This window comes from Parcubacteria group bacterium, assembly GCA_041660065.1.
Taxonomy (GTDB): Bacteria; Patescibacteriota; Minisyncoccia; order Moranbacterales.
Genome location: JBAZXC010000009.1, coordinates 1 through 24,314, shown reverse-complemented (window position 1 = coordinate 24,314; position 24,314 = coordinate 1). Strand labels below are relative to the sequence as shown.

The window sequence follows — 24,314 nt, the reverse complement described above, 5'->3', positions numbered from 1 at the left end:
CTCTTTTATCCTCTCTATCTTATCCATTATAACAGATTTTTGAGAAATTACCGCATGACCCACCGCTCGATATGCGCGACAATGTTTCCCAATTGTCGATTGACGTCTTTGTGTATGATCACTTTTGACAGCACGTCTATATGATTGTCATAAATGATCCGCAACGACTTGATCGTATCCACATCGATCGCACATACATCGTTTTTATCTTTTGCGCAATGCACACACACCAGCCCGCCACAGCGTGCATCAAAAAGGTTTCGCGTGAATACATCGGGACATTCACGACACAATGTGCACGTTTTTGCATCAAATACATACCCTTGCGATTCGAATAACTGTATAAGAAACGCATATGTCATCCACCACATTTGTTCATCAATTTGCGTAGATCGTTCTTTGCGCGATAATTGTTCCATTTTTTGCAAATACGCTACAAGCAATGCAAAGATTTTCTGATCACGATCATGCTCGCCGATCACAGAAAGCAGAACTTTACGCGCATGATCCACGCACAACAGCGCTCCATAGCTACCGCGCAAATCATTGAAATACTCTTCCGCCACAGCGCCCACAAGCGTGCCACGACCATAATTTTTGGCAATTGTGATATGCGAAAAAACGAAATCTTCCACTTGCGCAGCCAGCTTTGCCTCTCCTCTGCGAATCGATCGTGCCGGGACACGCATAAGACCGTTCTCCAGTGTGTAGAACGTATATAACCGATCCATCTCACCGATATCCCTTTTATCCAGAGTAATCGCATGGTAATTTTGCTTTACATCAGACATTTATTTTTTGAGTGAGATCGTAATATGTTCATTATCGATAGCACATGTTTCCGCAAGATCGCTTTCTACAAGGATGCTGTCAGAAATTTCTTTTGCCAGCACCTCATGCGCGATAATATCTTTGTGCACTGCAAAAACATCCGCCATGCCTTCCACGCCTACGCTGATCCGATCATCCACATTATACCCCACCTTCTTGCGTAACTGTTGAATATGCCGGATGATCTCACGTGCTTGACCTTCACGTTTTAACGCATCTGTCACCACAATATCAAGTTCGATCTTTATTCCATTGATTTCCCCAATATTCTTTTGTTCACCGTCAATTTTTTCTATACTGACAATCTCTTTGACATTAAGTTCTTCGCGTACAATATCCTCCATCTCCTGTGAGACTTTCCACGATTTGCTTTCTACAGTGAGTTTTTGCAATGGTTGGCGCACTTTTAGCTGTGTGCGTGCACGCAACTTGAGTCCCTCACTGATCACATCACGCACAAGTTGCATCTGCACATTTAATTCTTCATCGATCGAACTTTCGTCACCAAGAGGAAAATCACAAAGATGCACAGAACAGCTGTCATCCTGAACTTGTTTCAGGATCTTCGTTTGAGATTCCGGATCACATCCGCAGTGACACTGTGTGAGGTTCCTATAGATCTCCTCCGCGATAAACGGCGTAAACGGCGCCATCACCTTGGACAACTCCACCAACACATAATACAAGGTCTGATAAGCCTCATTTTTATCCCCGTCATTCTCCGATTTCCAGAAACGTTTGCGTGAACGACGAATATACCAATTCGAAAGATCATCAATGAATTTTATGATTGGTTTTGATGCATTTGGCAGATCGTATTTTTGCATATCACTGTCCACACTCTTAATAAGAGCATGTAATTGTGACACAATCCACTTATCCAACACATTTTTATTCTTTGGCACCTCTCCGTTTTTTGACAGTTGCCATCCGTCCACATTGGCATACATGACAAAAAATGAATAACTATTCCAGAGTGTACCGAGTTTCCTCTGTACATCCGCCACATCTTTATCCACAAGTGCAAAATCCTCACCATTAAGCAGTGGCGAACTCACAAGTAAATATCGGAGTGCATCCGAACTGTATTTTTCCAACAAAATCTCCGGTGCCGTATAATTGCCATACGATTTGGACATTTTGCGCCCATCATTGCCGGCAATCGTTCCCGTCACAATCACATTTTTGAATGCTTCCTCGCCAAAGATCCCTACAGAGATTGCATGCATGTAATAAAACCACGCACGCACTTGTCCGATATACTCTGCGATAAAATCTCCGGGAAAATTCGACTCAAATTTTTCTTTGTTTTCAAATGGATAGTGAAACTGTGCAAAAGGCATCGCACCGGATTCAAACCAACAGTCCATGACTTTATCAATACGTTTCATCGTCACACCTTCCCACTCAAACGTCACTGCGTCCACATATGGCAAATGATAATCTGGCAAATCCTTACCTGATAATTCTTTGAGCTCTGCATAACTGCCGATCACCTTTTCTACCATGACACCATCTTCCTTTGTGCCACGCCATACAGGAAGTGGCGTTGCCCAGAAACGATCGCGTGATAAATTCCAATCCGGCGCCGTCTCTACCGTATGGCGAAAACGTTTGTTTTTGATATGTGCAGGAAACCAATTGATGTTCTCATTTTTTACAAGCATCTCCGCACGCTGTCCATCAATATCCATAAACCAACTCGGATGAGCACGATACATCAATTTTGTATCACACCGGTGACAATGCGGATATTCATGCTGGACATAATCAATTTTGAAAACTACGCCTTCACGCAAAAGCGTCTTGGCAATCTCTTTGTTGATCTCCCACACATGTTGTCCTGCCCATCGCCCATCTTTATACAGACCATTATCATCCACTGTATTTACAAGCGGTAAGCTTTCTTTCTTTGCGAGTGCATAATCATCTTCGCCAAAAGCCGGTGCAATATGCACAATACCTGTCCCATCTTCCGCACCGACAAAATCAGCCGCCACAATACGATGTGCATTCTCACCGTGATCGTCAAAGAGCGGTTTGTATCTTTTTCCAACTAATCTCTTACCTTCAATGAGATGATTTTCAGTCCATAAAAATTTTGTCTCCGTTCCATCTTTATGAATAATTTTGTGTGTCCTATTGTCAAAAACACCTTCAAATATTTTTTCGAATAATGCATTTGCAACAATGTATTTTTCTCCAGGATTTATTTTTGCGTGTTCATTTGTTGAATATTCAATCTCAACAACTCTATATAATAAGTCTTTATTGATCGCCAATGCCACATTTGCCGAAAGCGTCCATGGCGTTGTGGTCCATGCGAGCATATATGTGTTCTCTTCACCTTCAAGTGCAAATTTCACATATACCGACGGATCTGTCACGTCGCGATAACTATTGTCCATCGATACTTCTGCCTTAGAAATCGGTGTGGCACAACGTGGACAATAAAGCAAAACCTTTTCTCCTTCATAGATTTTTTTCTTGTCATACAGTGTTTTGAATGCCCACCATACACTCTCCATATAATCGCGATCCATCGTCTTGTAGGCGCCCTTGAAATTTACCCATCGTCCGATGCGCTCTACCGTACTTTCCCATGCATCACTTCCCTGCACCATCGCGCTGTGACATGTTTGAATATATGTTTCCAACCCCACCTTTGCCACATCACGTTTATCTTTGATACCAAGTTTTTTCTCCACTAAATTTTCTGCCGGAAGTCCATGACAATCCCACCCCCATCGACGCTCAACGCGTTTCCCTTTCATTGTCCAATAGCGTGGCACCACATCTTTGATGATCGATGATAACAACGTCCCATAATGTGGCACGCCTGTAATAAACGGCGGACCGTCATAAAATACATATGCATTGTCCACACTGCGCGCATTCACAGACTTTTCAAACGTCTGATCCTCACGCCAAAATTCCATCACCTCATGCTCCATTTCTGAATATTTTTTACCTTGTTCCACCTCTTTAAAATTTTTCATATTGTGACCATTTAAAAATTACACTATTTATACTGTCTTCAAAAAATCTTCGATCGTCTCGTATCGCTCCTCAAATATCAAATAAAGACTTTCCGGTTTTTCCAATTCACCGATAAGGATCAGTGGCTTGCCCCAGCCATATGCAATACCCGCTTCAATATGCACAGAATTTCCTGCCGGCAACAACACAATAACTTTTTCCGCCTCTCTCAATCCTTTGAGATCTCTCTTAAATACGCGCCGGTAGTATTCATCATCCATGAAATTTGTAACACTCTCAAACACTTTCATCTGTTCTTCCGGCAATGCATCGGGGTTGGCCGGATCAGCGGGCATATCGCAAAAATTGTAACAACTCTTTCCCCTCTTTTGTAATTCACCGATCAAACATTCAACATTTCCCTTATTTCTAAATTTGGCCAAAATCGTATAATCAGTCATAAAAAATAAAACCCTATACAAATAAATGTATAAGGACGACATCTCCAGCCTTCACATAAAGCTATGGCGGACAAAACGTGGTACCACCTTATTTTTCACGTCGGTCGCGACTGACGTGACTCATTACAGCGCTTACGGGCTTACCCGACAGGTTCTACTTTCACACATGGTGATTTCTTCCCATATCCCACCGCTAAAGCAGTATCCAATGGCGATGACCATTGTCAGAGGATTTTATGCTTCAATCCTACAGCAAAAACCATTTTTTTGCAATTTCAACAAAAATTGACAAGAGTGTCCCCTATCCTTTAGGATAACATTGATATAGAAAGGGTAAATAAAGAGCTGTCACACCAAGGAGGCATATCATGACATACAAAAAAGTTCTTTGTGTCGGTCTATATGACAATGGACTCAGTCTGTTGTTGAAATTATTATGCAAAAAGAAGGAGGCTGTTAAATTTGTGAGAAGTGTCGGTATCGATGATCATGCACGCAAGGAATTAAGCTCATCAAAATCGGTAATTGACATCGCGCTGGAATTGGGATTTGTGATTGTATATCACAAACCCATACATCCATCGATCACCGAGGATGCCAAAAAAAGCAATCTTACTGTACTCTATCATCAACCCACACACATCTCAACGATCAAAAACATCAATCTTTTTGATATGATCATTACGCCCTATCGATTCGTATATGATCAACTGATCGGGAGACGTGCTATGAATGCGGAAAAGGTGCATCTCATTTGTCACCCTGACGGCATAGACATCGCGACAAGTTTTGCACAGGCATATCCCTTACTGCGATCATGGGTAGACAGTCACCTCTAAATAAAAAACGAGATGCGCAAAGACAATCTTTGCCCATCTCGTTATTTTTTATACATCTAACAACAATCTTTTTCCTCTTCACAAACACATGTACCATCACAACATTCTTCGCAATCATCTTCGTCCGTGTACAAGTCAATGTTCATGACACCATTTTCGGCAAATTCCTCTTCGTACTTTGTACGAATCGTTTCATGGAGTTCGACAAATTCCTCTTCTTTCATTGATTCAACATCTTCTTCATCTATTGATGAAAAAATATCTTTGATCGTCATACGCTCGATCAATTCCTCCCAAAACGTTTCATCGTCATACTCTTCGATGATGCGATCCAGCTCTTCATCTGCTTCCAACTCCGGTGATGGAACAACCGTTTGTCCATCCTCATCATCAAGAGCGGCAAGATGCTCCAAGCCAAAATCTTTTGCATGTGACAATACATATTCTTCGATATCCGCAAACTCTGTGATCATATCATCCGTGCGATTGGCATTTGCCATCCAATTTCCCATATACACCGCTTTGATCAGTTGTTCATATTGTTCCTTCGTAAACTCAATATTCATATTATTGCATTAATTACAAGCAATCATTCTGATTGCTCCTTATTTCATTACTATAAGGACAAACTGCTTATTATGCAAATATGCACCACAAAAAAGAAAAAGGCGCTCAGTATTTTTACTGAAAGCACCTTTATAACAAACGAAGAAGAAGATCCTTTTTCTCTGTGATAATTTTTTCCTCATCAAAAGAATTGAGCCTCGCTCTGCGCATCAATGATTCCATTTGATGGCGCAATAACCTCAAGTCTCCCTTAAAACCTCTTTGGGAGGAAAGTAATTCGATAATATCGTCAACCGACAAAAGATCAACATTATCTCCATCCATAATCGTACACACCGGTGAACAATATCCATGGGACACAGGAAATTTCCGTGTGTGAATTTCCGACTCATTAAAATCCCGCCATATACATGTGAAACTCTCAGTGCAAGAATTGCATTCTCTTGCCATGTTTTGACCATTCTCTTTTGCAGTACATTTGTAGACTTTGCTACACATCATGCACCACGAAAGATATACGATACTGTTATCGTCGCTTGGCATATGAAAGATCCTCCAAATTTGTGTTTTATTTGATTTTAAGTAGCATTCTCTCCCCTTACTGCATATAGTAAATTTATAGCACTCTTTTGTCAAACATATCCTACTGCAACCTTTCAAGAATTGACTGGAATTCCTCATCCGTTGCCTCTTCGCCCTCCAAACACGCCGTACCCTTTCCGTGCCAATATGGAAGTGCACGCATATTTTTGCGTGTTACCCGTTCCGCAACAGTACGATCCATATCGGGAAATGTCATGAGAAAAAATTGCACACCACCTTCAAAAATTTCCGCACAACTTTTCACGCCACCTTTACCATCAGCGCAATGGATACACACGGGACCATCTGTAATTTGTGCACCGATTTCCTCATTTGATGCAAGTGGCATCGTACATGCAATACAATATTCCATAAAAAACATTAAATTATTTAACACCTACATTCTACCACAACATTCCCCGTTTTACGCAAAGAATAATTCGTGATACCATTGCACCATATTTATCAATAAAAAGAACGAAAAAATGTTTTTCTCCACCATCATCATTATTATCGGACTTGTTGTTTTTGAAATTATTTCCTCGATCGACAATGCAATTGTCAATGCGCATGTCTTGCGCACTCTTTCACAAAAATATCGCCAAATCTTTCTTTTTTGGGGCATTCTTTTTGCCGTATTTGTCGTACGTGGACTTCTGCCTTTTGTGATCATCTGGATCGCCAATCCCGATCTCTCCATCATCCAAGTGATTACCGCTGCTTTCTCTCAAGACAGCGCTGTCGTAGGATCATTAGAAAGATCAAAGCCGCTCCTTCTATTGGCGGGCGGTATGTATCTATTTTTTGTTTTTCTTGCGTGGCTTTTTATGGAAGAAAAAAAATATGCATTTCTCGTTGAAGGATTTTTACATCGACAAAGCGTATGGTTTTATGCTATCTCCTCCGTTATTACAACACTTATTATTTATAAAGCGCTTACATATGCAGAGATTCCTCATCTCGCACTTGCCGCAAGTATTGGCGTGTCCACATTTTTTATCACCGATGGGTTTAAGAAAAATGCAGAGGAAAAAGAAAAAGAATTGCAAAAAGCAAGCAGCATGTCCGCATGGTCAAAGATCATTTATCTTGAAGTTTTGGATACAAGCTTTTCAATTGATGGAGTGATCGGCGCATTTGCGTTTACATTGTCAATTCCGCTTATTCTGATCGGCAACGGCATCGGCGCATTTGTCGTACGCGAATTAACCGTCAAAGGTATAAACCGTATTGCCAAATATGAGTATCTCAAGAATGGTGCCATGTATTCCATCGGAATTCTCGGTGGCATTATGATCCTGGAAGCATTTGGCAGAGAATTTCCCTATTGGCTCGCCCCGCTTAATACCTTGATCATCATTACCGCCTTCCTCTATCTTTCCATTCGCGAACTGCGTCAGGCAGGTGATCTTCCATCTGCCGGCATAAAATAGTTTTTACGAATTTTGTACTATTTTTTGATACGTTGTAAGAGTTTCTTGCGCGGTTTTTTGCCAGCTGAAATCTTTGGCGCGTGCCAAACCCCTTTCACGATACATCGCACGCATCTGCGCATCATCTGTAAAAGTCATCATGGCCTGCGCGATACCCTTTGTATCAATAGGATTGACCAGTAGCGCAGCATCGCCTGCAATTTCAGGGATCGAACCGACATTGCTCACGATCGCTGGCGTCCCTGTGGCAAACGCCTCCAAGATTGTCGTACCAAATCCTTCATAAAGTGACGGCAAAACAAAAAACTGCGCATGCGCAAAAAGTGGCACCAATTCATCGCCAATCACATACCCTGTAAATCGCACGTCTTTTGTCAATTGCAGATCGTAAACAAAATTTTTGATATCTTGCGCAAGCCACCCAGGTTTTCCCGCAATGAGCAACTGGTAATCACATTTTTCTTCACGATTCTTTTTGATCCGTGCTTCTTTGAAAAGCGCGAATGCATGCAAAAGACGTGTGATATTCTTTACCGGCTCGATCGTTCCCAAAAACAAAATGTACTTTTTGCTTATACCGAATTTTTTTGGGATGACATTGCCATTTATCGATTCATCGGTGAAAAATCGTTTATCCAATCCGGAGTAGATCACATTGGTTTTTTCTGCGATATCCTTGATGATTTTTTGTGCGTCATCTTTGATCTTTTCTGACACGGCAATCACATGCGATGCTTTGCGCAACATGAAACGATGCACCAGATGCAACCTCATGCGCTGTGTCGCCTTGTAACACTCCGGTACGGTATAAATTCCCAGATCATGCACCGTCACGATCATTTTGCCTCGATACGTGGATGGAATGCGTATTTCTGCCGACGTCACATGCAACACATCCAGATCCTCTCGTGCCAATACCGCCGCTGTGAGGATCTCATTATATGCTCCAGGTAAAAATTTCTTATAATCAGAAAAGGGATAAAAAACAATTTTCACATTGGGACGTGAGAATTTGCGCACGTCTTTTTGCCTTACGCGTGCGTCAAAAAACAACACGTACTCATTCTCCTGATCAATATCGAGGAGATGACGAATTAATTGATATGTATAATGTCCGACGCCGATCGCATCACCTTTTTTAGGATTCAAAATCATGCGTGCATCAATTCCTATCCGCATATGATTATAACTACTAATTACATTTTTTCCGGAGCAGAAATACCGAGCAGCGTCAGTCCATTTTTGAGAACCTGTGCAACAGCTTGTGCAAGTGCAATGCGATATGCTGACTGCCGATGATCCTTCTCATCGACAAAGATATTTTTTGCATAATACGCGTTGAACTCATGCGCGCATTTGATCAGATGAGTTGCAATATGGTGTGGCGCATTCTCTACATTTGCACGTGCAACAACATCAGGAAATTGCGTAAGTAATCGTTCCAAGATCATCGATGCATCACATACATCAGTGAGAGACGGTGTGATATTTTTTTCTTGTGCTTTTGCAATTACTGATTGGCATCGTGCATAGGTATATTGCACATACGGTCCACTATCCCCATCAAAAGACAACGCCGTTCCTGCATCATATACTACATTTTTACCGATATGTTGCTTCAATATGCTGAATTTGATCCCCGCTACTGCGATTGCATTTACCGTTTCATCTCTCTTATCATCAATTGCCCGTTCACTCATCTTTTTTCGTGCGACTTCCTGCGCATCAGCGATAAGCGACTCCCCCGTGATCACATTGCCTTTGCGCGAGGACATCTTGCCTGTCGACAACTGCATCATACCATGGGAGATATGACGAATCTTTCCCTCAAATGATGCATTGACCAATTCGATTGCTTTTTTTACCACTTTGAAATATTCATCCTGTTCTACGGCAGTTGTCATAAAATACACATCGGATGGATGCGTTTCTTTTTTAAGCATCGCCAACCCGATATCTTTTGCCTCATACGTCGGCAAACCCTGCGCTGTGATAAACACACGTTTGTGCAAACCATATTTCTCGGCATCAAAAATGATCGCACCTTCACTCTCTTCAAAAATATCTCCCATATGATCGCGTACAATTTGTGCGCCCTTTTTCCACGTCTCACTCTCAAAATAATATACATCAAACTTTGTTCCGAGAATCGCATAAATTTCTTCAAACCGCTCTAGAGTTTTTTGCCGTCCAATGACGTACAGCTTCATGAGCGCATCATCACTGCACATATAGATCGCTTTGTTGATCGCTTGAATTTCCTCTTTGGCTTTTGCATCCGATTCGTATGCCTCATGTCCTTTGGCATACGCCTTTCCGATTTCATCAATATTATTGATATCATATCCAAACTTCTGGATCGCCCACAGTGACTTTGCAACATGCGGACCGACATCGCCCTGATAATTCGCACGAATTACTGTTGCACCACAAAAACTCATAATGTGTGCCAGAGACTCTCCGATCGTATTGCTCATCAAGTGTCCAATGTGAAACGGCTTAAATGGATTTGGTTGCGTATACTCCACCATGACTTTTTGCCCCGCCAACGCCGTATTCTTGCCGTAATTTTCTTTGTCCGTCATAATTTGGCGAACCATACTCACGAGAGCATTTCGATGCAAAATAAAATTCACAAATCCCGGTGCAACCGCTTCTGCACGCGCAACCGCTTCATTGGCAACCGCATTGATCTCTCCAGCCAACTCCTCCGCTACAGCAACCGGTGATTTTTGCAGTTCCTTTGCGATGACAAATGCGACATTGGTCATCCAATCGCCATGCGCACTGTCTTTTGGTCGATCGATCTGAATTTTCGGCATCACAAAAACTCCCCACGAGCCCTTCTCTTGAAGACGTAAAATGGCATTGATGACAATACTCTCGATCGCACTTTTCATACACGAATATTAAACAGGCTTTTATACACCCACACTCTACCACGCACAGACAAAAAAAGGAAGGAATCAAAAAAAATTATTCCACGGACAAACCATGTGTGATCCACGCACCAATACCGCCAGCCATATTGATACATTCGCCAAATCCCTCCGTCTCAAGGATGCGACATGCTGTTTGTGAACGATTTCCTGATGCACAATATACCACAATTCTCTTTTTGCGATCCAGTTCATTGCATCGTTTTTGTAACTCTTCCACAGGGATAAGGACTGAGCCCGGAATATGCACGCGTTGGTATTCCCCATCAGTGCGCACATCGAGCAGGATTGCTTCATCTCTGCTAGCATCAAGGATCTCCTTTGCCTCCACGGGAGACACGGATGAAATAACCATAAAATTATATTTTTATGCAAATTACAGTACAAAAAATCACTCTTTTCTCCGGTTCCACGGCATCTTAATCAGAACCTTTGTCATCAAACAATTACCACTAAAACCGGCATAGAGCAGACCAATGCTCATCATGAGCGGAATAAGCAAAAACAGATCATGTACCGTATATCCTAAAATAATACTGCCCATCACTGTTGTACCCACGACGATCAACACCTGTTGCATCAATGGAATGCGTTTTCTGCCCTGTCCAATCGTCGACAACTTACTCAATTTCCACCCATTGAGTCCATCCGCGAGATCATACAATCGTGCAAAACCATTTTTTTGCAAGATATCACATGCCATCGCTGATCGATTTCCCGATGCGCAATAGACATACACATCATCAAACGCTCTCAACTTGCCCAAATGGCTTTGTAACTGATCCAATGGGATATTGATCGATCCTGCGATACATTCTGCATCATGCTCCACTTCCGTGCGCACGTCGACACACACACGTTTTTGATCTGTGTCTGCCATTATGGCCGCCTGTAAGTCTACTGCGGAAATTATTTGTGTCATGTTTTTTTATTTTTACTTATATATCCCCTACATTCATCTTACACCGATATGTTATCCACAGTAAAGTTTTTGACAAAAAAAATATTGTTTGGTACAACCAATGTATGCCTTGTACGTTTTAAAAAATATAATATAAAAGATCCCAGTGATGCATCACACAAGCTCACACAAACAAAAAGATAGACTCGCAAGTGTCATCCATTTACGAGGTTTGGTAGCGCTACATATGCACCTGCCACAGACATCAAAAAACACATACACATACAAAACACCGTCTGTGCAAAGATCCCACAACATACAAGGCTTTACAAAACACAACCCTCTTTCTTATAGAGGGTTGTGTGTTTTTTCATAAACATAGGACTTACGCGCTTGAGTACAGTTCGAGGTGCAATCAAGGAGCGGAGTAAGCTGTAGTACATGCTACTGCGTCGAGCACCGCAGATTGCAGACGAAGAAATGTGCCAAGCGCGTAAGTCCTAAAACATCAAAAATCAATCTCTTCCACATCACCTTCTCGCGACGCTTTTGTGTCTATTTTGTATCTATCACGCAATTTCTGTGCCAAATGCTGTGCCGATGCCGGCTCACCCATGACAACAAAGATTTTTTCCAACGTATCCGCGCTATCCCCCACAAAAGCAACCAGATTGTTACTGTCTCTATGCCCCGAATATCCCTGAATCATATCAACCTTTGCCCGCACGCGCACCCATGTTCCATCGATATACACTTTCTTTTTCTTTTGTTCCGAAATCTCCCGTCCAAGCGTCCCGAAAGCCTGATAGCCGATAAAAAGAATCGTATTCTTTTTTCCTTCCAATAATTTCTTCTCATGCAATCGGATACGTCCTCCGTTGGACATACCGGAGCTTGCGATCACAATTTTTGGTCCGCTCTTTTTGTCCAATGCCAGAGACTCTGAGATATTCTTCACACTGACAAAACGTGGAAAATCAAAGATGTCATCACCGCGTGCAATTTCTGCTTGTACTCTCGTATTGTACAATTTTTTATACCGTCGAAAAATATCTGTAACTCGCTGTGCAAGTGGCGCATCAAAATACACCGGCATTTCCGGCACACGTTTGTGTTCCACAAGCCTGTTGATCTCATAAAGGAGGATTTGTGCGCGTTGTAGTGCGAACGTCGGGATAAGCAATGTGCCACCACGTTTATAATTATCTCGCAGAGCTTGCGCCAAACGCTCTGTGCGATCCTGTCGATTTTCATGATTGCGATCACCGTACACACTCTCCATGAGGAGATAATGAGCACCATGAATTTTTTCCGTGTCCGGCAAGATCAATTCCGGTGAATTACCCAGATCTCCCGTAAAAATGATCTTGCACCCGTCGCGCTCACATGACACCATTGCACTGCCCAAGATATGCCCCGCATCCAGAAACTCGATCAATACCCCGTCTCCTACCGTAAATTGATGATGATATTCGATCGTGCGCCACTGCGAAAGCGCTTGAATGACGTCACTGCGACTATAAAGCGGCTCACAGCCAATCTCATCTGCATCGTCTGTCAAGATGCGCAACGCATCATCCAACATCACAGCCGAGAGATCTTTGGTCGCCGGTGTAGAATAGATTGTCCCGCGAAAACCATCACGGACCAGCTTGGGAATCTTGCCAATATGATCCGCATGCGCATGTGTCACGATCAAAAAATCCACCGAGTCCGGATCGTAGTGAAATTCATTGTCCTTGAGATAACATCCCGTGCCTTCTTGTTGCAATCCACAATCGATCAAGATCTTCCGCTCCCCCGTATCAAAAAGAAAGTTCGCCCCCGTAACAAACCCCGCACCGCCATAAAATGTAATCGTTGATTTTTTCGGCATATTTTTATTTTACTCCTTTTAGCATAACACAAAAAAGCCGTCACATAAACATGATATGTTGCATTTTTATTATTTTTTTACAATAAAATATTTTTATTCCCGTCGCAAGCCTATTTTATCCAAGAGAATTGCCATTGGACAATATCCCGTAAGCGCAAAACTCATGAACATGAACCCGACAAAGAGGGTGAGATAGAGCCACTTTTCATCAAAAACCAATGCAAGAAAAACCGATGCAAAGATCAAAAATCCTCCAATCAAATAGACTGCTCGCGGGATATGCCAGTACCCCACACACATACGATAGTGTTTTTGCTTTTCTTCTGCCATAATATTTTTCTTAATGATTATGCGCATTTATTATATCATGAAGTAGTTTTCGTGCGATATTTTTTGATCATATTTTTGACAAATTCAAACAGTGCAGGTGTTACAGAAAGAACAATAATGCCCATCACAACCAGAGAAAAGTTATCGTGCACGACCGGAATATTGCCGAAAAAATATCCCGTAAATACAAATCCACACACCCATGTGACACAGCCGGCAATGCTAAAAAGCAGAAACTTGCGATACTCCATTTTGCCCGTACCGGCAACAAACGGTGCAAATGTACGCACGATCGGCATGAAGCGTGCGAGAAAGATCGTTTTGCCACCATACCTATCCATAAATGCTTGTGTTTTGTCGATATGCGCTTGTTTGATTGGAATAACCTTGTTGTTTACGATCTTTTGCCCAAAATAACGTCCAACCCAATAATTGACGTTGTCCCCCGACAGCGTTGCAACCATAAGCAGTCCCGCCAAAAAAAGCGGATCAAATGAACCATTTGCTGCAAACATACCCGCCGCAAACAAAAGCGAATCCCCCGGTAAAAATGGTGTGAACACCAATCCCGTTTCCGCGAAAATAATCGCAAATAAAATACCGTATGTTACACTGCCATACTGCGCGATCAATTCACCCAAATGCACATCAATATGAATGATAAAATCGATAATTCCCATAGTAAAAATCATGAAATGTAAAGTCTATGCACCACTATATCACACATGCCACCCAAATTCAATGCAAAAAATGTTATTTTTGCGCATTATTTTGCCATCTGTCCTTCATGATCGCATAATACATGAGCGGAAAGATCACAAGCGTCAAGATCGTTGACACCGTCAATCCAAAGATCAACGCCCATGCCAATCCTTCCCACACAGGGTCGGAAATGATCGTCAATGAACCGAGGATTGCCGTAAGCGATGTGAGGATGATCGGCAATAAACGAATGCGCCCCGTCTCCACAAGAGCCGTGCGCAAATCATGTCCCGTCGCACGCAACGGTTCGAGATACTCCAAAAAGATCACGGCATTTTTTACCGATAACCCAGAAAGCGCGATGATCCCAATCATTGACGTTGCATTAAAATATGTCCCCTTGATAAGAAAGAGTATTGCAAATCCGGGAAACACACCAATAAAACCAAGCGGGATACTGACCATAATAAGCAATGGGATAAAAAGCGACCGAATCTTGCCCGCAAGCACAAAATAGATCATAAAGATCGCCACGCCCATCGCAATGCCCAGATCGCGAAACACTTCCAATGTCAATTTCCATTCCCCGTCGATCATGATGTGGTATTTTTTTCCACTCGTCACATCCTCATATTCCGCGCCAAAAAGCGACCAGTGTGTCAAACGACTGTCACCATCAGGTATATGATATGTGCGCAATTGCGATAAGAGATCAATTGACGCATAAACCACACTACGTCCCACCATTTCACCGGAAACATATGTCGTGACACGGCGTTCATCTGTCACGATCGGCACATCAAAAGAAGCATCCGTCTTTTCCAAAAATTCCATAATACCTACCTGTGCACCCTGTGCAGTTGCGACAGATAATGTTGACAAAACATCTTTTGTATCACGATCATCACGTGGCAATCGCACAATAATATACTCCTGTTCGGCGTGACGCGATACATCATCGTTATGATAATAGATACCGGCGACAGACCCCGTAAGTGCCGTATGCAATGTTGATGCAATTACTGCCGGCGCAACACCGAGCTGTTGCGCCTTATCCGTGTTGATCTTGTATGTATAGTTGAGTATATGATCCGGCGTGGACACGTCAATATCATCGATGCCGGAAATCTTTCTCACACGCATCAACAGATCATCCGTAATGCGCTCACGAACTTTATCATCATCTCCCGTCACTTTGACCAAAAACGTTGCGAGAACAGGCGGTCCCGGCGGATCCTCTACAATACGCACAGAGAGGTCCGGGTATTGCGTTATGATTTCTTGCGCACGCACACGAAAATCCTGCGCAATTTCTTCCGATGTGCGCTTACGCTCCTCATGTGACGTGAGATTTACTCTGATCGTTGATTGATTTTCATATATGCGTTGCGCGCTCCCCCGAAACAAACCGTTAAAGTCCTCTACAGGTGCCTCCCCTGAAAAGCTTTCCACATTTTCTACAAATTGATCGTACAAAAGCGATTGCGTCACAAAACGCGTCGCGGATCGCGTTTGCTCACTTGTGGCACTACTTGGCAGATCGAGATACACATAAAACTGGTCACGATCCGCTTTTGGCAACATGCGAAACGGCACAAGTGGCGTAAAAGGCAAAATGATCGAAAACAGAAAAATAACCGCTACACCGATGATCACCATGCGATATCGTTTTTTTTCTGCAAGCAAAAATGCGACGCATTGCGCGTATCTTTTTTCCATCACACCAAAACCGCGCAAAAAGATATTTTCTGTATGACGTGTTTTTTGTTTTGTAAAAAGAAGTGCAAGAAACGGATTAATCGAACCAGAAAGCACAAGTGACGCCAAAAGTGCGACTGGTACAAAGAATGGGATCGGACCCATGTATGGACCCATCATGCCGGTGACAAACGCCATCGGCACAAACGCCAATGCCATTGTTACGGTCGAGAGCGATAATGCGGAGCCAACCTCATTCACAGCGGAAACGATCACTTTTTTCTTATCTTCTCCGGGATACAAGCGGAAATATCGCGCAATGTTTTCGATCACGACGATTGCATCGTCGACCAAAAGTCCCAACGATAAAATAAGTGCAAAAAGTGTAATACGATTAACCGTTTGTCCAAAGAGCAGACCCATACCAAAGACAACCAGTAAAACAAGCGGGATAGATACAGCAGCCACCATCGAGTTACGTACGCCCAAAAAGACCATAAGTAACACCGCGACAATCACAATGGATTTGATCAGATCGAATGTCAATTTGCTGATCTCATTTTGAGCAACCTCTCCCTCATCACGCAAAAACACCGTTGCTACATCTGACGGAATCACCGAGCCATGCAATGTCTCAAGTTTTTCTTTGATGCCATCTGAAACAGTTGTTGCATTTGTGCCTTTGAGTTTTGCCAATGCAATATGCACGATCGGTTGTTCACCGTTTTTATCCGTGAGATCGATATAATTTGTGATTTCACCCGTATCGTATGCGATCTCCGCGACATCCCCCAATCGTACAAAAGCGCCATTTTCTTCTCGCACGATGAGCTGTGCAGCATCCTGTGGCGATGTGATGGTACCGGACACATTCACCACAAAATTTCGCTGATCTCCTGTGATCATATCAGATGTATAGACGCCGTTTGCCGACGCAATTGTCGCCATGATCTCCTGCATGGAAATCTGATGTGCAGCCAATTGCGTACTGCGTGGCATAACGGACAATTGTTGCGTACGTCCACCGACCACATCAACCTTTGACACACCTTCCACCTGTTTTAGCTCATCAGCAACATCAAAAGCCATCTTCCGCAAAGAACTCTCACCATAAACGTGCGATGATAGACCGATATCAACGATTGGCACGTCATCAGGATCGATCGACTGGATCATCGGATCCTGCGCACCGAGCGGTTTGAGCATCATGTTGTCTTGCAATTTCTGATTGAGTGCGATCTTTGCATCCCCCTGATCTGAGCCAATCTCAAATTTTACAGTGACGATACTTCGCCCACCAGGGAGACTTTGTGATGCAATCCCATCGATATTTTTCAATTCTGCAATTTTGTCCTCCATCGGTCGTGTGATCTGTTCATAGACATCATGACTGGTTGCGTTGGGATAATCGGTTGTGATCACAAATGCCGGTGCGACAATTTCCGGATTATACTGTTTTGGCATGATCACAAAAGACACAACACCCCACACCACGATCACAGCAATCGACAAGATCGACAACACCGTGTTGTGCAAAAAAAGTTGTGTTAAACGTCCGGCAATGCCAAGGCGTATTTGTGGGAGATTTTTCATATCATTCATAAATATGTACATGATAACGATCTTTGATTGTATACATCCCCTCCACAATTACACGATCTCCCGCAGAAATACCCGAGGCGATCTCCACCATATCGTCACCTGTCGCGCCGAGTGTTACTTTTTTTTGTACCGCCACATCATCTTCCACCACAAAAACGAACATGTCATCATATTTTTGTACGATAGCATTTTCCGGCACCATGATCACATCATCGCGCACATCATCTTGCGGTAAACGAACCGTCACATATTGTCCCAATTGCACATGTGTAGGATCATCAACCCGCACGGTAATCCGCGCCTGTTGCCCGCTACTTTGCGCGCGCAAACCGACAGCCGTGACCGTACCGGCAAAAAATTCCTCACTTTCATCGCTTTCATCGCTTGATATCGCAACAGGATCACCAATCTCGAGAGATTGCATGACATCTTGTGCAACAAATATCTCAACCTTCATCTCTGTGCGATCTGCGATCTCAAAGATCGGTGTCGTGGAACCGACGATCTGACCATCGTCTTGAAATGTGCGGATGATCACACCATCGAACGGTGCACGAACGATTGTCTCCTTGGCAAGGCTCTGTGCAACACGCAAATTGCTTTGCGCCTCCACAATACCGTTTTGTACATTCTGCATTTGCAACGTTCGCAACTTTTTTGCACTGGAAATCGCTTCTTTGCTTGTATCATCACTTTTTGTCTCATCGATCTTTTGCCCATAATACTTTTTTGTGTCCTGAAGAGTGTCTCCGAGCGATGAGATCATCTCTTGTGCGCCCAAAACCTGTTGTGTCAATTCATCCGCACTGAGCAAAGCAATTGTGTCACCTTTATGCACGACATCACCATCATGTTTTTTCATCTCTACCAAGCGTCCATTGATCTTTGGCGATACGATCGACTGCTCTCTTCCTTGCACAAAACCGCCATACATACCCTGTGGCACAAAAGCACCGGCCGTTGCCACGATCGCTTTTACAGGATACGCCTTTTCTTCCGCCGATTGCCGTGCCACACCCCGCTCCGGAAATCCCAAAATCGCGACACCGCCAGCGATCGTCACCACAAAAATCGACACTATGAAAATAACCTTCTGTTTCTTCTGCATATAATATATGGATGAATTATTTATTTTGCGCCGTTTGCACGATGCGTACGACCTCGTCACGAATTTGCCTCATTTTTTTCTTTTCTGACGGTGTCATGTTTTTTATACTTTCCACAGATGCGTCCAGATGCGATTCCAACATGAGCATGTTTGCCGACTTGAGCAGTCCGATCACCGCCAAATTTTGCTGAATGATATCAAAACACTTCTTTTCATCCGATAATTCCATCGCATGAAGAATTTGGTCGATGCTCGTGCGCGCCTTTTTGAGTGCGATTGCGATCTTTGCTTTTTTGTCCATCATATTTTTATAGTATGATCATATTATATACCTATACCATAGGTATAGATATAGTATCATACAAAAATATTCTGTCAAGGAAAACAAAAAAAGCGGAAGAGAAATTTCTTCTCCTCCGATTTTGATCTTATGCGATCTTGAATTGACTCGCAAGAGGAGCCACACACGTCATCTATATTTATAAAAGGAGATGGAAGAATTACGAACATTCCTTTTTGTGATATAAACACTTCAGATAAAAAACCTCAAGAATTGATGCAAATATCAAGCAATCGAAAGAAATATCCTATCAGTTACCAATATTGCCCATTTTTACATCTCCGCGAGTTTTGACTGTGCCACGTGTTTTGACGGTATTTCTCGTAGACCCCACAGTAACTACGAAACTCGTCTCGCTTCCATAGGTAGTGCCGGCTGAGTTCACAACTTTTGCCCTAACATAATATGTCGTGCCAACCGAAAGACCTGTCATACTACATGAATATGCGCCCATACTCCCGGCACCAGCTGAACAAGAATTAGAATACGACCCACTAGTAGTACCCCACTCAATATATCTAGTAGGATTGTTTCCTCCTGTATCAGTGACCATTCCATTACCAACGGCTGTTGTTGACGTGATGGAGGTGACTGCATCGGTCGTGACTATGGAAGTTGTGATAACCTTGACACAACGAACTGTAAATCCATATGTCTTGGTGTAGGCATTGCGATCGATTTTAGCTTGCACTGAACCCAGTCCACGTGCCCATGCATTGGAAGCCAACTGTGCAGACGCAGACCACAAGGACGTGTACGCACCGCGATCAGAGAAACTGCCACCAGTATAACGACCACCAGCTAGCAAACCGGTGAAACCGCTGGAATTGTTTCCATTGAGAGTAAAAGTGGATAATTTGGAGCCTTCATTGGTACCACGCCAACCCAAAGAAGTAACATCAAATGGAAAATCAGTGGCGCATGTGCCTGAGGTGCAAATTGCCCTTTCCAAAGTCGTATATTCATCATGAGTGGGGATATGCCACCCTGTCGGACAAATACCTTGGTTGGGAGCTGGCGGAGTACATGCTGTCGTGTTACAAACACTAGAAAGAGCATTGGTTTCCGCCCAAGAATAGAGTCCACCATCTGTTGTACAATTTGCTTCCGTGTTATTGTAGCACCATTTGGAAACGGTGCTAGGATCATCGAGAGTTGGCGCAGGATCTGCAGGCATTGCAGTGCCGGCAATTCTTGTGCCAACATTGAGATTTTCTCTAAACCAACATTGTGTTGTGCCAATCTGAACAGTGGCGTAGTTTTTTCCTCCATAAGAAACAGTGTCTGTGCCACAGGTAAAAGCATCTACGGTGTGATAAACACAAAAGAAAAAAATAGCCGTAAAAAGGAATGTGAGCCCGAAAATAATTTTACATTTATACATATTTTGCTTATGAACACCCAAAAAATGAAAGTATAAAATACGAATAATAATTGGCGTATGTGATTTGTAAATCAGTATTGGAATCATCTACAATCTCATAACCATTGTCATTTTGAGCAAAAGCAACCGTTGGCGCAAGCGCAAAGCTTTCTTTGGCTGCCATACCCACTCCATGATCACTGAGAGCGGATGTGAGTGTGTTTGGTGTTGTGATAAGATGATACGCGACAAAACTCCCTACTACACAAAACCGTATGCTCATTGCCACAATAATACGCTTTTTGTAAAACGCGAGAAAATTTAACATTGCTTTTGTCATTAAATTATGTCTCCAGACACTACTGAGCATCTACAATCCACCAATGCACTACCACTTTGTCCGTAACCGCATCCCTCAAGCGAATTTTGAAACCGGTATATTCATCTCCATCATCAGATTTCACCTTCTCGACCCAACTCGTCGTGTCTGGATCATTTTCAAAACTCATAAACACTGCTACATTCTCATTTATAAAATCCGATTTTACGAACAGATCTTTGCCATTGCTGACTTTTGCATCACTGTCGGTATTTGTCTCACATTTACCGCTTGTATCGACGATCATATCTTTGGGACAAATCGTCGCAGTTCCTGTCGTGGCGTCATCTCCGCTACGTGTAATAGTCAATTTGCCTGCCTCGACTTCTTGAGCAACGATCTTGTCAGCAACAATGATGCCATTGATTGTAAGTCCGTTCTTTTCATCAGTATATACGATGCGTTCAGGGTTGATAAGTATTTCCGGAGCCACATTATTCAAAAATCCCGTTAGAGATGCCTGCATCTCTGCAACATCGTCGATATTATTTTGAATCTCTGTGATAAGGTCTGATCGCGTATTTGCCTCTACAACATCAAGTCGGACTTTTACTTCTTCAATTGCGGATTGTGCATCATCGATATCGTTTTGCATCTGATCATCTGCACTTGATAAATTGAGCACATCATTTGATTGCGCGGTCAACTTTAATGCATCCGAGTTTTTTGTGATCAGAAGCTGTTGCTCTTGGATGGCTTTCGCCAAAACGGGGACAATTCCGATTGTATTCAATTGTTTGTATCCGGTTATAGCATCTGTTACGACAAGCTGTGGCAAAGTTTCCTCAACCTCCTGCGCTATAAAACCAAGTGATTTTATCGTATCATCTTGTTCATATTTCCAATTATACTCTGTCGGTCGTAATGCCAAAATTGCATCTAATCCATAATCACTATCAGTAATATTTTTTTTGAGTCTCTGATCAGATGTACAGCTGATGGTTCCACCCGTGGCCAAAGTACAACCCGTTGTATTTGTGCTCACAAATCGCGCGATCACTCCGGTCGTCCCCGGTGCGAGCACGTCAAGTGCGTAAAGAGGATCCGCGATGCCAATGCCCACATTACCACTTGGTTCAATTGCAAACTTCGTCCCACCACTATACGTATATGACACTTCCGTATTTGCGGCTGTGATTGCGGCTGTTGTCATAGATGTGTCCGATGCGATCGCTGATATCGCAACAGTCTGTGCGCCGATCGTGATCGTACCACCTACACGAAATGTACTCAAAAATTTCGTGCCCACACCGGTCACTGTTGTCCCGCCCGCTGTGTTGGTCACCGTGCCAGGTCCCATAATTGTTGATGATGCTGCCACACTTGTACCCACACCGATCGAATACAGTCCCGTTGTATCATCAATGCCTGCAAAGAAATCATGATTAAATCCATCGTACTGTAGAGACGCATCTTGGGAAAGTCCACTACCGATGATCATTGCTGCATCAGATCCGTATGAACTCTCCATCATAAATTGACCACCGCTGTCTACAGAAACATCCGTATAATTCGACGCATCATATGAAAGACGTAATTTGTTGGACGCACCAAATAGACTGAGCATTGCCACTGGTGTACTCGTGCCGATTCCCAGCCTGTTATTTGTATCATCCCAATAGAAATTTGCATTATCCTCTGTCACAGATGAACTTGAGGTAAAAAGGATTGAACCAGTTGTGTAACTGCTCGGCGTATCCGTAAGTCCGAGAAAAGTTGTGGATCCTCCACCGGATGTAAGAGAAATCCAACTTGTCCCATCATATCCCTCAAAGTCTGTACCGGTGTATCGGATCGTTCCTTCGATGTTGTTTGTGGTTGTGCCAAATGTTGCCGCTTTGTCAAAACTGAAAATATCATTTGCCGTATCATAACTGATCACGCCTTCATCACCGTCTTCTCCGACATGTAATGAACTGGGTCCCAAATAGAGATCCTGCCATCGATGTGTGGAATCTCCGAGTGTATAGGTGTCATCTGTGTCCGGGAGGATATTGCTTCCCAGTGTGAGTGTACCATCAATTGTGAGATCTCCTTGCTTTGTTTGCGCTGTTGCACTTGTATCGATGTAATTGTCCGCTGTAAGACCGTTCAGTCTGTGCGCGTTGAGTGCAAAGCCTGTGGGGGTGATCTTTCTTCTGGGAGACATGGGGGAGTTTGTGCCGATCTGTACTTCCAAGTAGTAGTTTGCGTCAAAGGGGATATTGAGTGGATTATCCAATGCTTCTCCGAGTGTTGTGGTAAAGATGCCATTTGTCACTGTAAGAGACTTGCTTGTGGGTGTTTCACATGTTCCGCGCGCACTCCACAGACAGTCCGCTGTGTCTGTGCTTGTGGGATCATTCCAGATTGTCAGAGTGAAGTCATAATCATCGTTTGGCACAGCAAGACCGAGAGTATCCGTGAGTTTACCATGGTATGTGAGTTCTGGGTCGGGAGCAGCAAGAGCAATTGGAAAGTTCACCATGTTAAATTGAGCTCCATTTAACATGGTAAAAATAAAAAATAAAAAGAAAGAGAAAGCAAAGATGCCTCCTGTCAATACAAAAGTGTTTTTTACAGTTTTTTTGTGTATTTTTGTGAGAAACATTCTTTTTTGGCTTTGTCCGCCATAGCTTTTTTGCAAAAAGCGACGGTGGGTATTTTATTTTGTTCTATCTGCGCGTAATTATATCATACTTTTTGGCATTTGTGGCAATATGCGTTATGTGCTTCCCTTCTCTTTACCACGAATCCGGGAACGTCATTTTCACCTAAAATACTTACTGGATATATTTAAAAATGACAAAAAAAATTTTGTAGAATCGATCAGTATGTCATTCCCATGAAACCTGCCTGCGCTCCGTGTGCCACCGCTAAAGCCTGCCTGCCGGTAGGCAGAGTAGATAGAAAGTGATTAAGAACTCTCCCTTTTGCAAAGGGAGTTGCCTGCCGCCTGCCTACCGGTAGGCAGGGAGGGATTTTATTGTGTCCCCCCTACGACAAACCAATCAACCATAATATCTTTGCTCACAGATTTATCCATTTCAATAACAAATTGTCCATCCTCAATGTCTCTCACCTGTGCCGCTACAACTTCCGGCGCATTTTTTACCGTCACAAACACCCTGCTATCCTCTGTGATCGCAGTTGTTTGTACTGTAATCTCTGTTTTGTCTGCCGGGATCGTCGCTGTGCCTACGGATGCGGCGTTGATCTCTTCTTCGTTTTCATCCGTTGTTGTGACGTTGTCGTCAATGGTGAGTTTTTTTGTCTGTACATCCTCTGCAACGAGTGTGTCTGTTGTCATGATGCCTGTGATGGTGACATCACCTTCTTCTGTTGCGACAATAATTTTGTTTGGATCGATCGCAAGCATATCAGCCAATCGAAGTACATCATTTT

22 protein-coding genes are annotated in these 24,314 nt (G+C 43.1%); 2 read left to right on the top strand and 20 right to left on the bottom strand.

Annotated features, from left to right (window positions below):
* Positions 1-47 precede the first annotated feature (47 nt).
* From recO to WC819_06475, 3 genes are read right to left on the bottom strand one after another with little or no spacing between them, the layout of a single operon-like run.
* The gene (gene recO / locus WC819_06485; GenBank protein ID MFA5986964.1) at positions 48-791 is read right to left on the bottom strand and encodes a DNA repair protein RecO; all 744 of its coding nucleotides are present in this window, start codon (positions 789-791) and stop codon (positions 48-50) included.
* Entirely contained in the window at positions 792-3,830 is a 3,039-nt protein-coding gene (gene ileS / locus WC819_06480; protein MFA5986963.1) for an isoleucine--tRNA ligase, read from the bottom strand. It lies immediately after the preceding gene.
* A 27-nt stretch (positions 3,831-3,857) separates the two neighbouring features.
* A complete protein-coding gene (locus tag WC819_06475) occupies positions 3,858-4,271 on the bottom strand; it encodes a hypothetical protein (protein MFA5986962.1) in 414 nt (137 codons plus the stop codon).
* A 368-nt stretch (positions 4,272-4,639) separates the two neighbouring features.
* On the opposite strand from WC819_06475, the gene WC819_06470 reads away from it, so the two are divergent.
* On the top strand, positions 4,640-5,110 hold the full coding sequence (locus tag WC819_06470; protein MFA5986961.1) for a hypothetical protein: 471 nt from the start codon (positions 4,640-4,642) through the stop codon (positions 5,108-5,110).
* 56 nt (positions 5,111-5,166) lie between these two features.
* On the opposite strand, the gene WC819_06465 is transcribed toward WC819_06470, so the two are convergent.
* The 3 genes from WC819_06465 to WC819_06455 all read right to left on the bottom strand — a co-directional run bounded on the left by WC819_06465 (position 5,167) and on the right by WC819_06455 (position 6,632).
* On the bottom strand, positions 5,167-5,676 hold the full coding sequence (locus WC819_06465) for a hypothetical protein (GenBank protein MFA5986960.1): 510 nt from the start codon (positions 5,674-5,676) through the stop codon (positions 5,167-5,169).
* A gap of 130 nt (positions 5,677-5,806) precedes the next feature.
* The gene (locus WC819_06460) at positions 5,807-6,220 is read right to left on the bottom strand and encodes a hypothetical protein (protein MFA5986959.1); all 414 of its coding nucleotides are present in this window, start codon (positions 6,218-6,220) and stop codon (positions 5,807-5,809) included.
* 100 nt (positions 6,221-6,320) lie between these two features.
* Complete coding sequence (locus tag WC819_06455) at positions 6,321-6,632, bottom strand: hypothetical protein (GenBank protein ID MFA5986958.1); 312 nt, start codon at positions 6,630-6,632, stop codon at positions 6,321-6,323.
* A 112-nt stretch (positions 6,633-6,744) separates the two neighbouring features.
* On the opposite strand from WC819_06455, the gene WC819_06450 reads away from it, so the two are divergent.
* Positions 6,745-7,692, top strand: coding sequence for a DUF475 domain-containing protein (locus WC819_06450; protein MFA5986957.1), 948 nt, complete (start codon positions 6,745-6,747; stop codon positions 7,690-7,692).
* 3 nt (positions 7,693-7,695) lie between these two features.
* Here WC819_06450 and WC819_06445 read toward each other — a convergent pair whose 3' ends face one another.
* The 14 genes from WC819_06445 to WC819_06380 form a co-directional block, all read right to left on the bottom strand.
* Positions 7,696-8,871 carry a glycosyltransferase family 1 protein gene (locus WC819_06445; protein ID MFA5986956.1) on the bottom strand — a complete coding sequence of 392 codons (1,176 nt, stop codon included), beginning with the start codon at positions 8,869-8,871 and terminating at the stop codon, positions 7,696-7,698.
* Between the two features lie 17 nt (positions 8,872-8,888).
* Positions 8,889-10,592 (bottom strand): arginine--tRNA ligase, encoded by a 1,704-nt coding sequence (gene argS, locus WC819_06440; protein MFA5986955.1) that lies wholly within the window; start codon positions 10,590-10,592, stop codon positions 8,889-8,891.
* A gap of 76 nt (positions 10,593-10,668) precedes the next feature.
* Positions 10,669-10,986 (bottom strand): rhodanese-like domain-containing protein, encoded by a 318-nt coding sequence (locus WC819_06435; GenBank protein MFA5986954.1) that lies wholly within the window; start codon positions 10,984-10,986, stop codon positions 10,669-10,671.
* Positions 10,987-11,022: 36 nt separating this feature from the next.
* The gene (locus tag WC819_06430) at positions 11,023-11,553 is read right to left on the bottom strand and encodes a rhodanese-like domain-containing protein (protein ID MFA5986953.1); all 531 of its coding nucleotides are present in this window, start codon (positions 11,551-11,553) and stop codon (positions 11,023-11,025) included.
* 487 nt (positions 11,554-12,040) lie between these two features.
* Complete coding sequence (locus tag WC819_06425; GenBank protein MFA5986952.1) at positions 12,041-13,408, bottom strand: MBL fold metallo-hydrolase; 1,368 nt, start codon at positions 13,406-13,408, stop codon at positions 12,041-12,043.
* Positions 13,409-13,501: 93 nt separating this feature from the next.
* Positions 13,502-13,738: a DUF2892 domain-containing protein gene (locus WC819_06420; protein MFA5986951.1), complete on the bottom strand. Its 237-nt coding sequence runs from the start codon at positions 13,736-13,738 to the stop codon at positions 13,502-13,504.
* Between the two features lie 35 nt (positions 13,739-13,773).
* Positions 13,774-14,418, bottom strand: a complete 645-nt coding sequence (locus WC819_06415; GenBank protein ID MFA5986950.1) for a DedA family protein — start codon at positions 14,416-14,418, stop codon at positions 13,774-13,776.
* A 73-nt stretch (positions 14,419-14,491) separates the two neighbouring features.
* The gene (locus WC819_06410; protein MFA5986949.1) at positions 14,492-17,731 is read right to left on the bottom strand and encodes an efflux RND transporter permease subunit; all 3,240 of its coding nucleotides are present in this window, start codon (positions 17,729-17,731) and stop codon (positions 14,492-14,494) included.
* A gap of 1 nt (position 17,732) precedes the next feature.
* Positions 17,733-18,848, bottom strand: a complete 1,116-nt coding sequence (locus WC819_06405; protein ID MFA5986948.1) for an efflux RND transporter periplasmic adaptor subunit — start codon at positions 18,846-18,848, stop codon at positions 17,733-17,735.
* Between the two features lie 16 nt (positions 18,849-18,864).
* Positions 18,865-19,152, bottom strand: a complete 288-nt coding sequence (locus tag WC819_06400; protein ID MFA5986947.1) for a metal-sensing transcriptional repressor — start codon at positions 19,150-19,152, stop codon at positions 18,865-18,867.
* A gap of 286 nt (positions 19,153-19,438) precedes the next feature.
* Positions 19,439-20,572 (bottom strand): FISUMP domain-containing protein, encoded by a 1,134-nt coding sequence (locus WC819_06395; protein MFA5986946.1) that lies wholly within the window; start codon positions 20,570-20,572, stop codon positions 19,439-19,441.
* A gap of 7 nt (positions 20,573-20,579) precedes the next feature.
* Positions 20,580-20,879 (bottom strand): hypothetical protein, encoded by a 300-nt coding sequence (locus WC819_06390; protein ID MFA5986945.1) that lies wholly within the window; start codon positions 20,877-20,879, stop codon positions 20,580-20,582.
* A 31-nt stretch (positions 20,880-20,910) separates the two neighbouring features.
* A complete protein-coding gene (locus tag WC819_06385) occupies positions 20,911-23,397 on the bottom strand; it encodes a tail fiber domain-containing protein (GenBank protein ID MFA5986944.1) in 2,487 nt (828 codons plus the stop codon).
* Positions 23,398-23,892: 495 nt separating this feature from the next.
* On the bottom strand, positions 23,893-24,314 hold a 422-nt coding region (locus tag WC819_06380), incomplete at its 5' end, for a hypothetical protein (protein ID MFA5986943.1).

Excerpts from the sequence above, each read along its gene's own strand:
- WC819_06465 (MFA5986960.1), bottom strand. The coding sequence starts at position 5,676 with ATGAATATTGAGTTTACGAAGGAACAATATGAACAACTGATCAAAGCG.
- WC819_06460 (MFA5986959.1), bottom strand. The coding sequence starts at position 6,220 with ATGCCAAGCGACGATAACAGTATCGTATATCTTTCGTGGTGCATGATG.
- WC819_06425 (MFA5986952.1), bottom strand. The coding sequence starts at position 13,408 with ATGCCGAAAAAATCAACGATTACATTTTATGGCGGTGCGGGGTTTGTT.
- WC819_06445 (MFA5986956.1), bottom strand. The coding sequence starts at position 8,871 with ATGCGGATAGGAATTGATGCACGCATGATTTTGAATCCTAAAAAAGGT.
- WC819_06475 (MFA5986962.1), bottom strand. The coding sequence starts at position 4,271 with ATGACTGATTATACGATTTTGGCCAAATTTAGAAATAAGGGAAATGTT.
- WC819_06405 (MFA5986948.1), bottom strand. The coding sequence starts at position 18,848 with ATGCAGAAGAAACAGAAGGTTATTTTCATAGTGTCGATTTTTGTGGTG.
- recO (MFA5986964.1), bottom strand. The coding sequence starts at position 791 with ATGTCTGATGTAAAGCAAAATTACCATGCGATTACTCTGGATAAAAGG.
- WC819_06455 (MFA5986958.1), bottom strand. The coding sequence starts at position 6,632 with ATGGAATATTGTATTGCATGTACGATGCCACTTGCATCAAATGAGGAA.
- WC819_06385 (MFA5986944.1), bottom strand. The coding sequence starts at position 23,397 with ATGGTGAACTTTCCAATTGCTCTTGCTGCTCCCGACCCAGAACTCACA.
- WC819_06470 (MFA5986961.1), top strand. The coding sequence starts at position 4,640 with ATGACATACAAAAAAGTTCTTTGTGTCGGTCTATATGACAATGGACTC.
- WC819_06395 (MFA5986946.1), bottom strand. The coding sequence starts at position 20,572 with ATGTATAAATGTAAAATTATTTTCGGGCTCACATTCCTTTTTACGGCT.
- argS (MFA5986955.1), bottom strand. The coding sequence starts at position 10,592 with ATGAAAAGTGCGATCGAGAGTATTGTCATCAATGCCATTTTACGTCTT.
- ileS (MFA5986963.1), bottom strand. The coding sequence starts at position 3,830 with ATGAAAAATTTTAAAGAGGTGGAACAAGGTAAAAAATATTCAGAAATG.
- WC819_06435 (MFA5986954.1), bottom strand. The coding sequence starts at position 10,986 with ATGGTTATTTCATCCGTGTCTCCCGTGGAGGCAAAGGAGATCCTTGAT.
- WC819_06430 (MFA5986953.1), bottom strand. The coding sequence starts at position 11,553 with ATGACACAAATAATTTCCGCAGTAGACTTACAGGCGGCCATAATGGCA.
- WC819_06390 (MFA5986945.1), bottom strand. The coding sequence starts at position 20,879 with ATGTTAAATTTTCTCGCGTTTTACAAAAAGCGTATTATTGTGGCAATG.
- WC819_06420 (MFA5986951.1), bottom strand. The coding sequence starts at position 13,738 with ATGGCAGAAGAAAAGCAAAAACACTATCGTATGTGTGTGGGGTACTGG.
- WC819_06410 (MFA5986949.1), bottom strand. The coding sequence starts at position 17,731 with ATGAAAAATCTCCCACAAATACGCCTTGGCATTGCCGGACGTTTAACA.
- WC819_06415 (MFA5986950.1), bottom strand. The coding sequence starts at position 14,418 with ATGGGAATTATCGATTTTATCATTCATATTGATGTGCATTTGGGTGAA.
- WC819_06400 (MFA5986947.1), bottom strand. The coding sequence starts at position 19,152 with ATGATGGACAAAAAAGCAAAGATCGCAATCGCACTCAAAAAGGCGCGC.
- WC819_06450 (MFA5986957.1), top strand. The coding sequence starts at position 6,745 with ATGTTTTTCTCCACCATCATCATTATTATCGGACTTGTTGTTTTTGAA.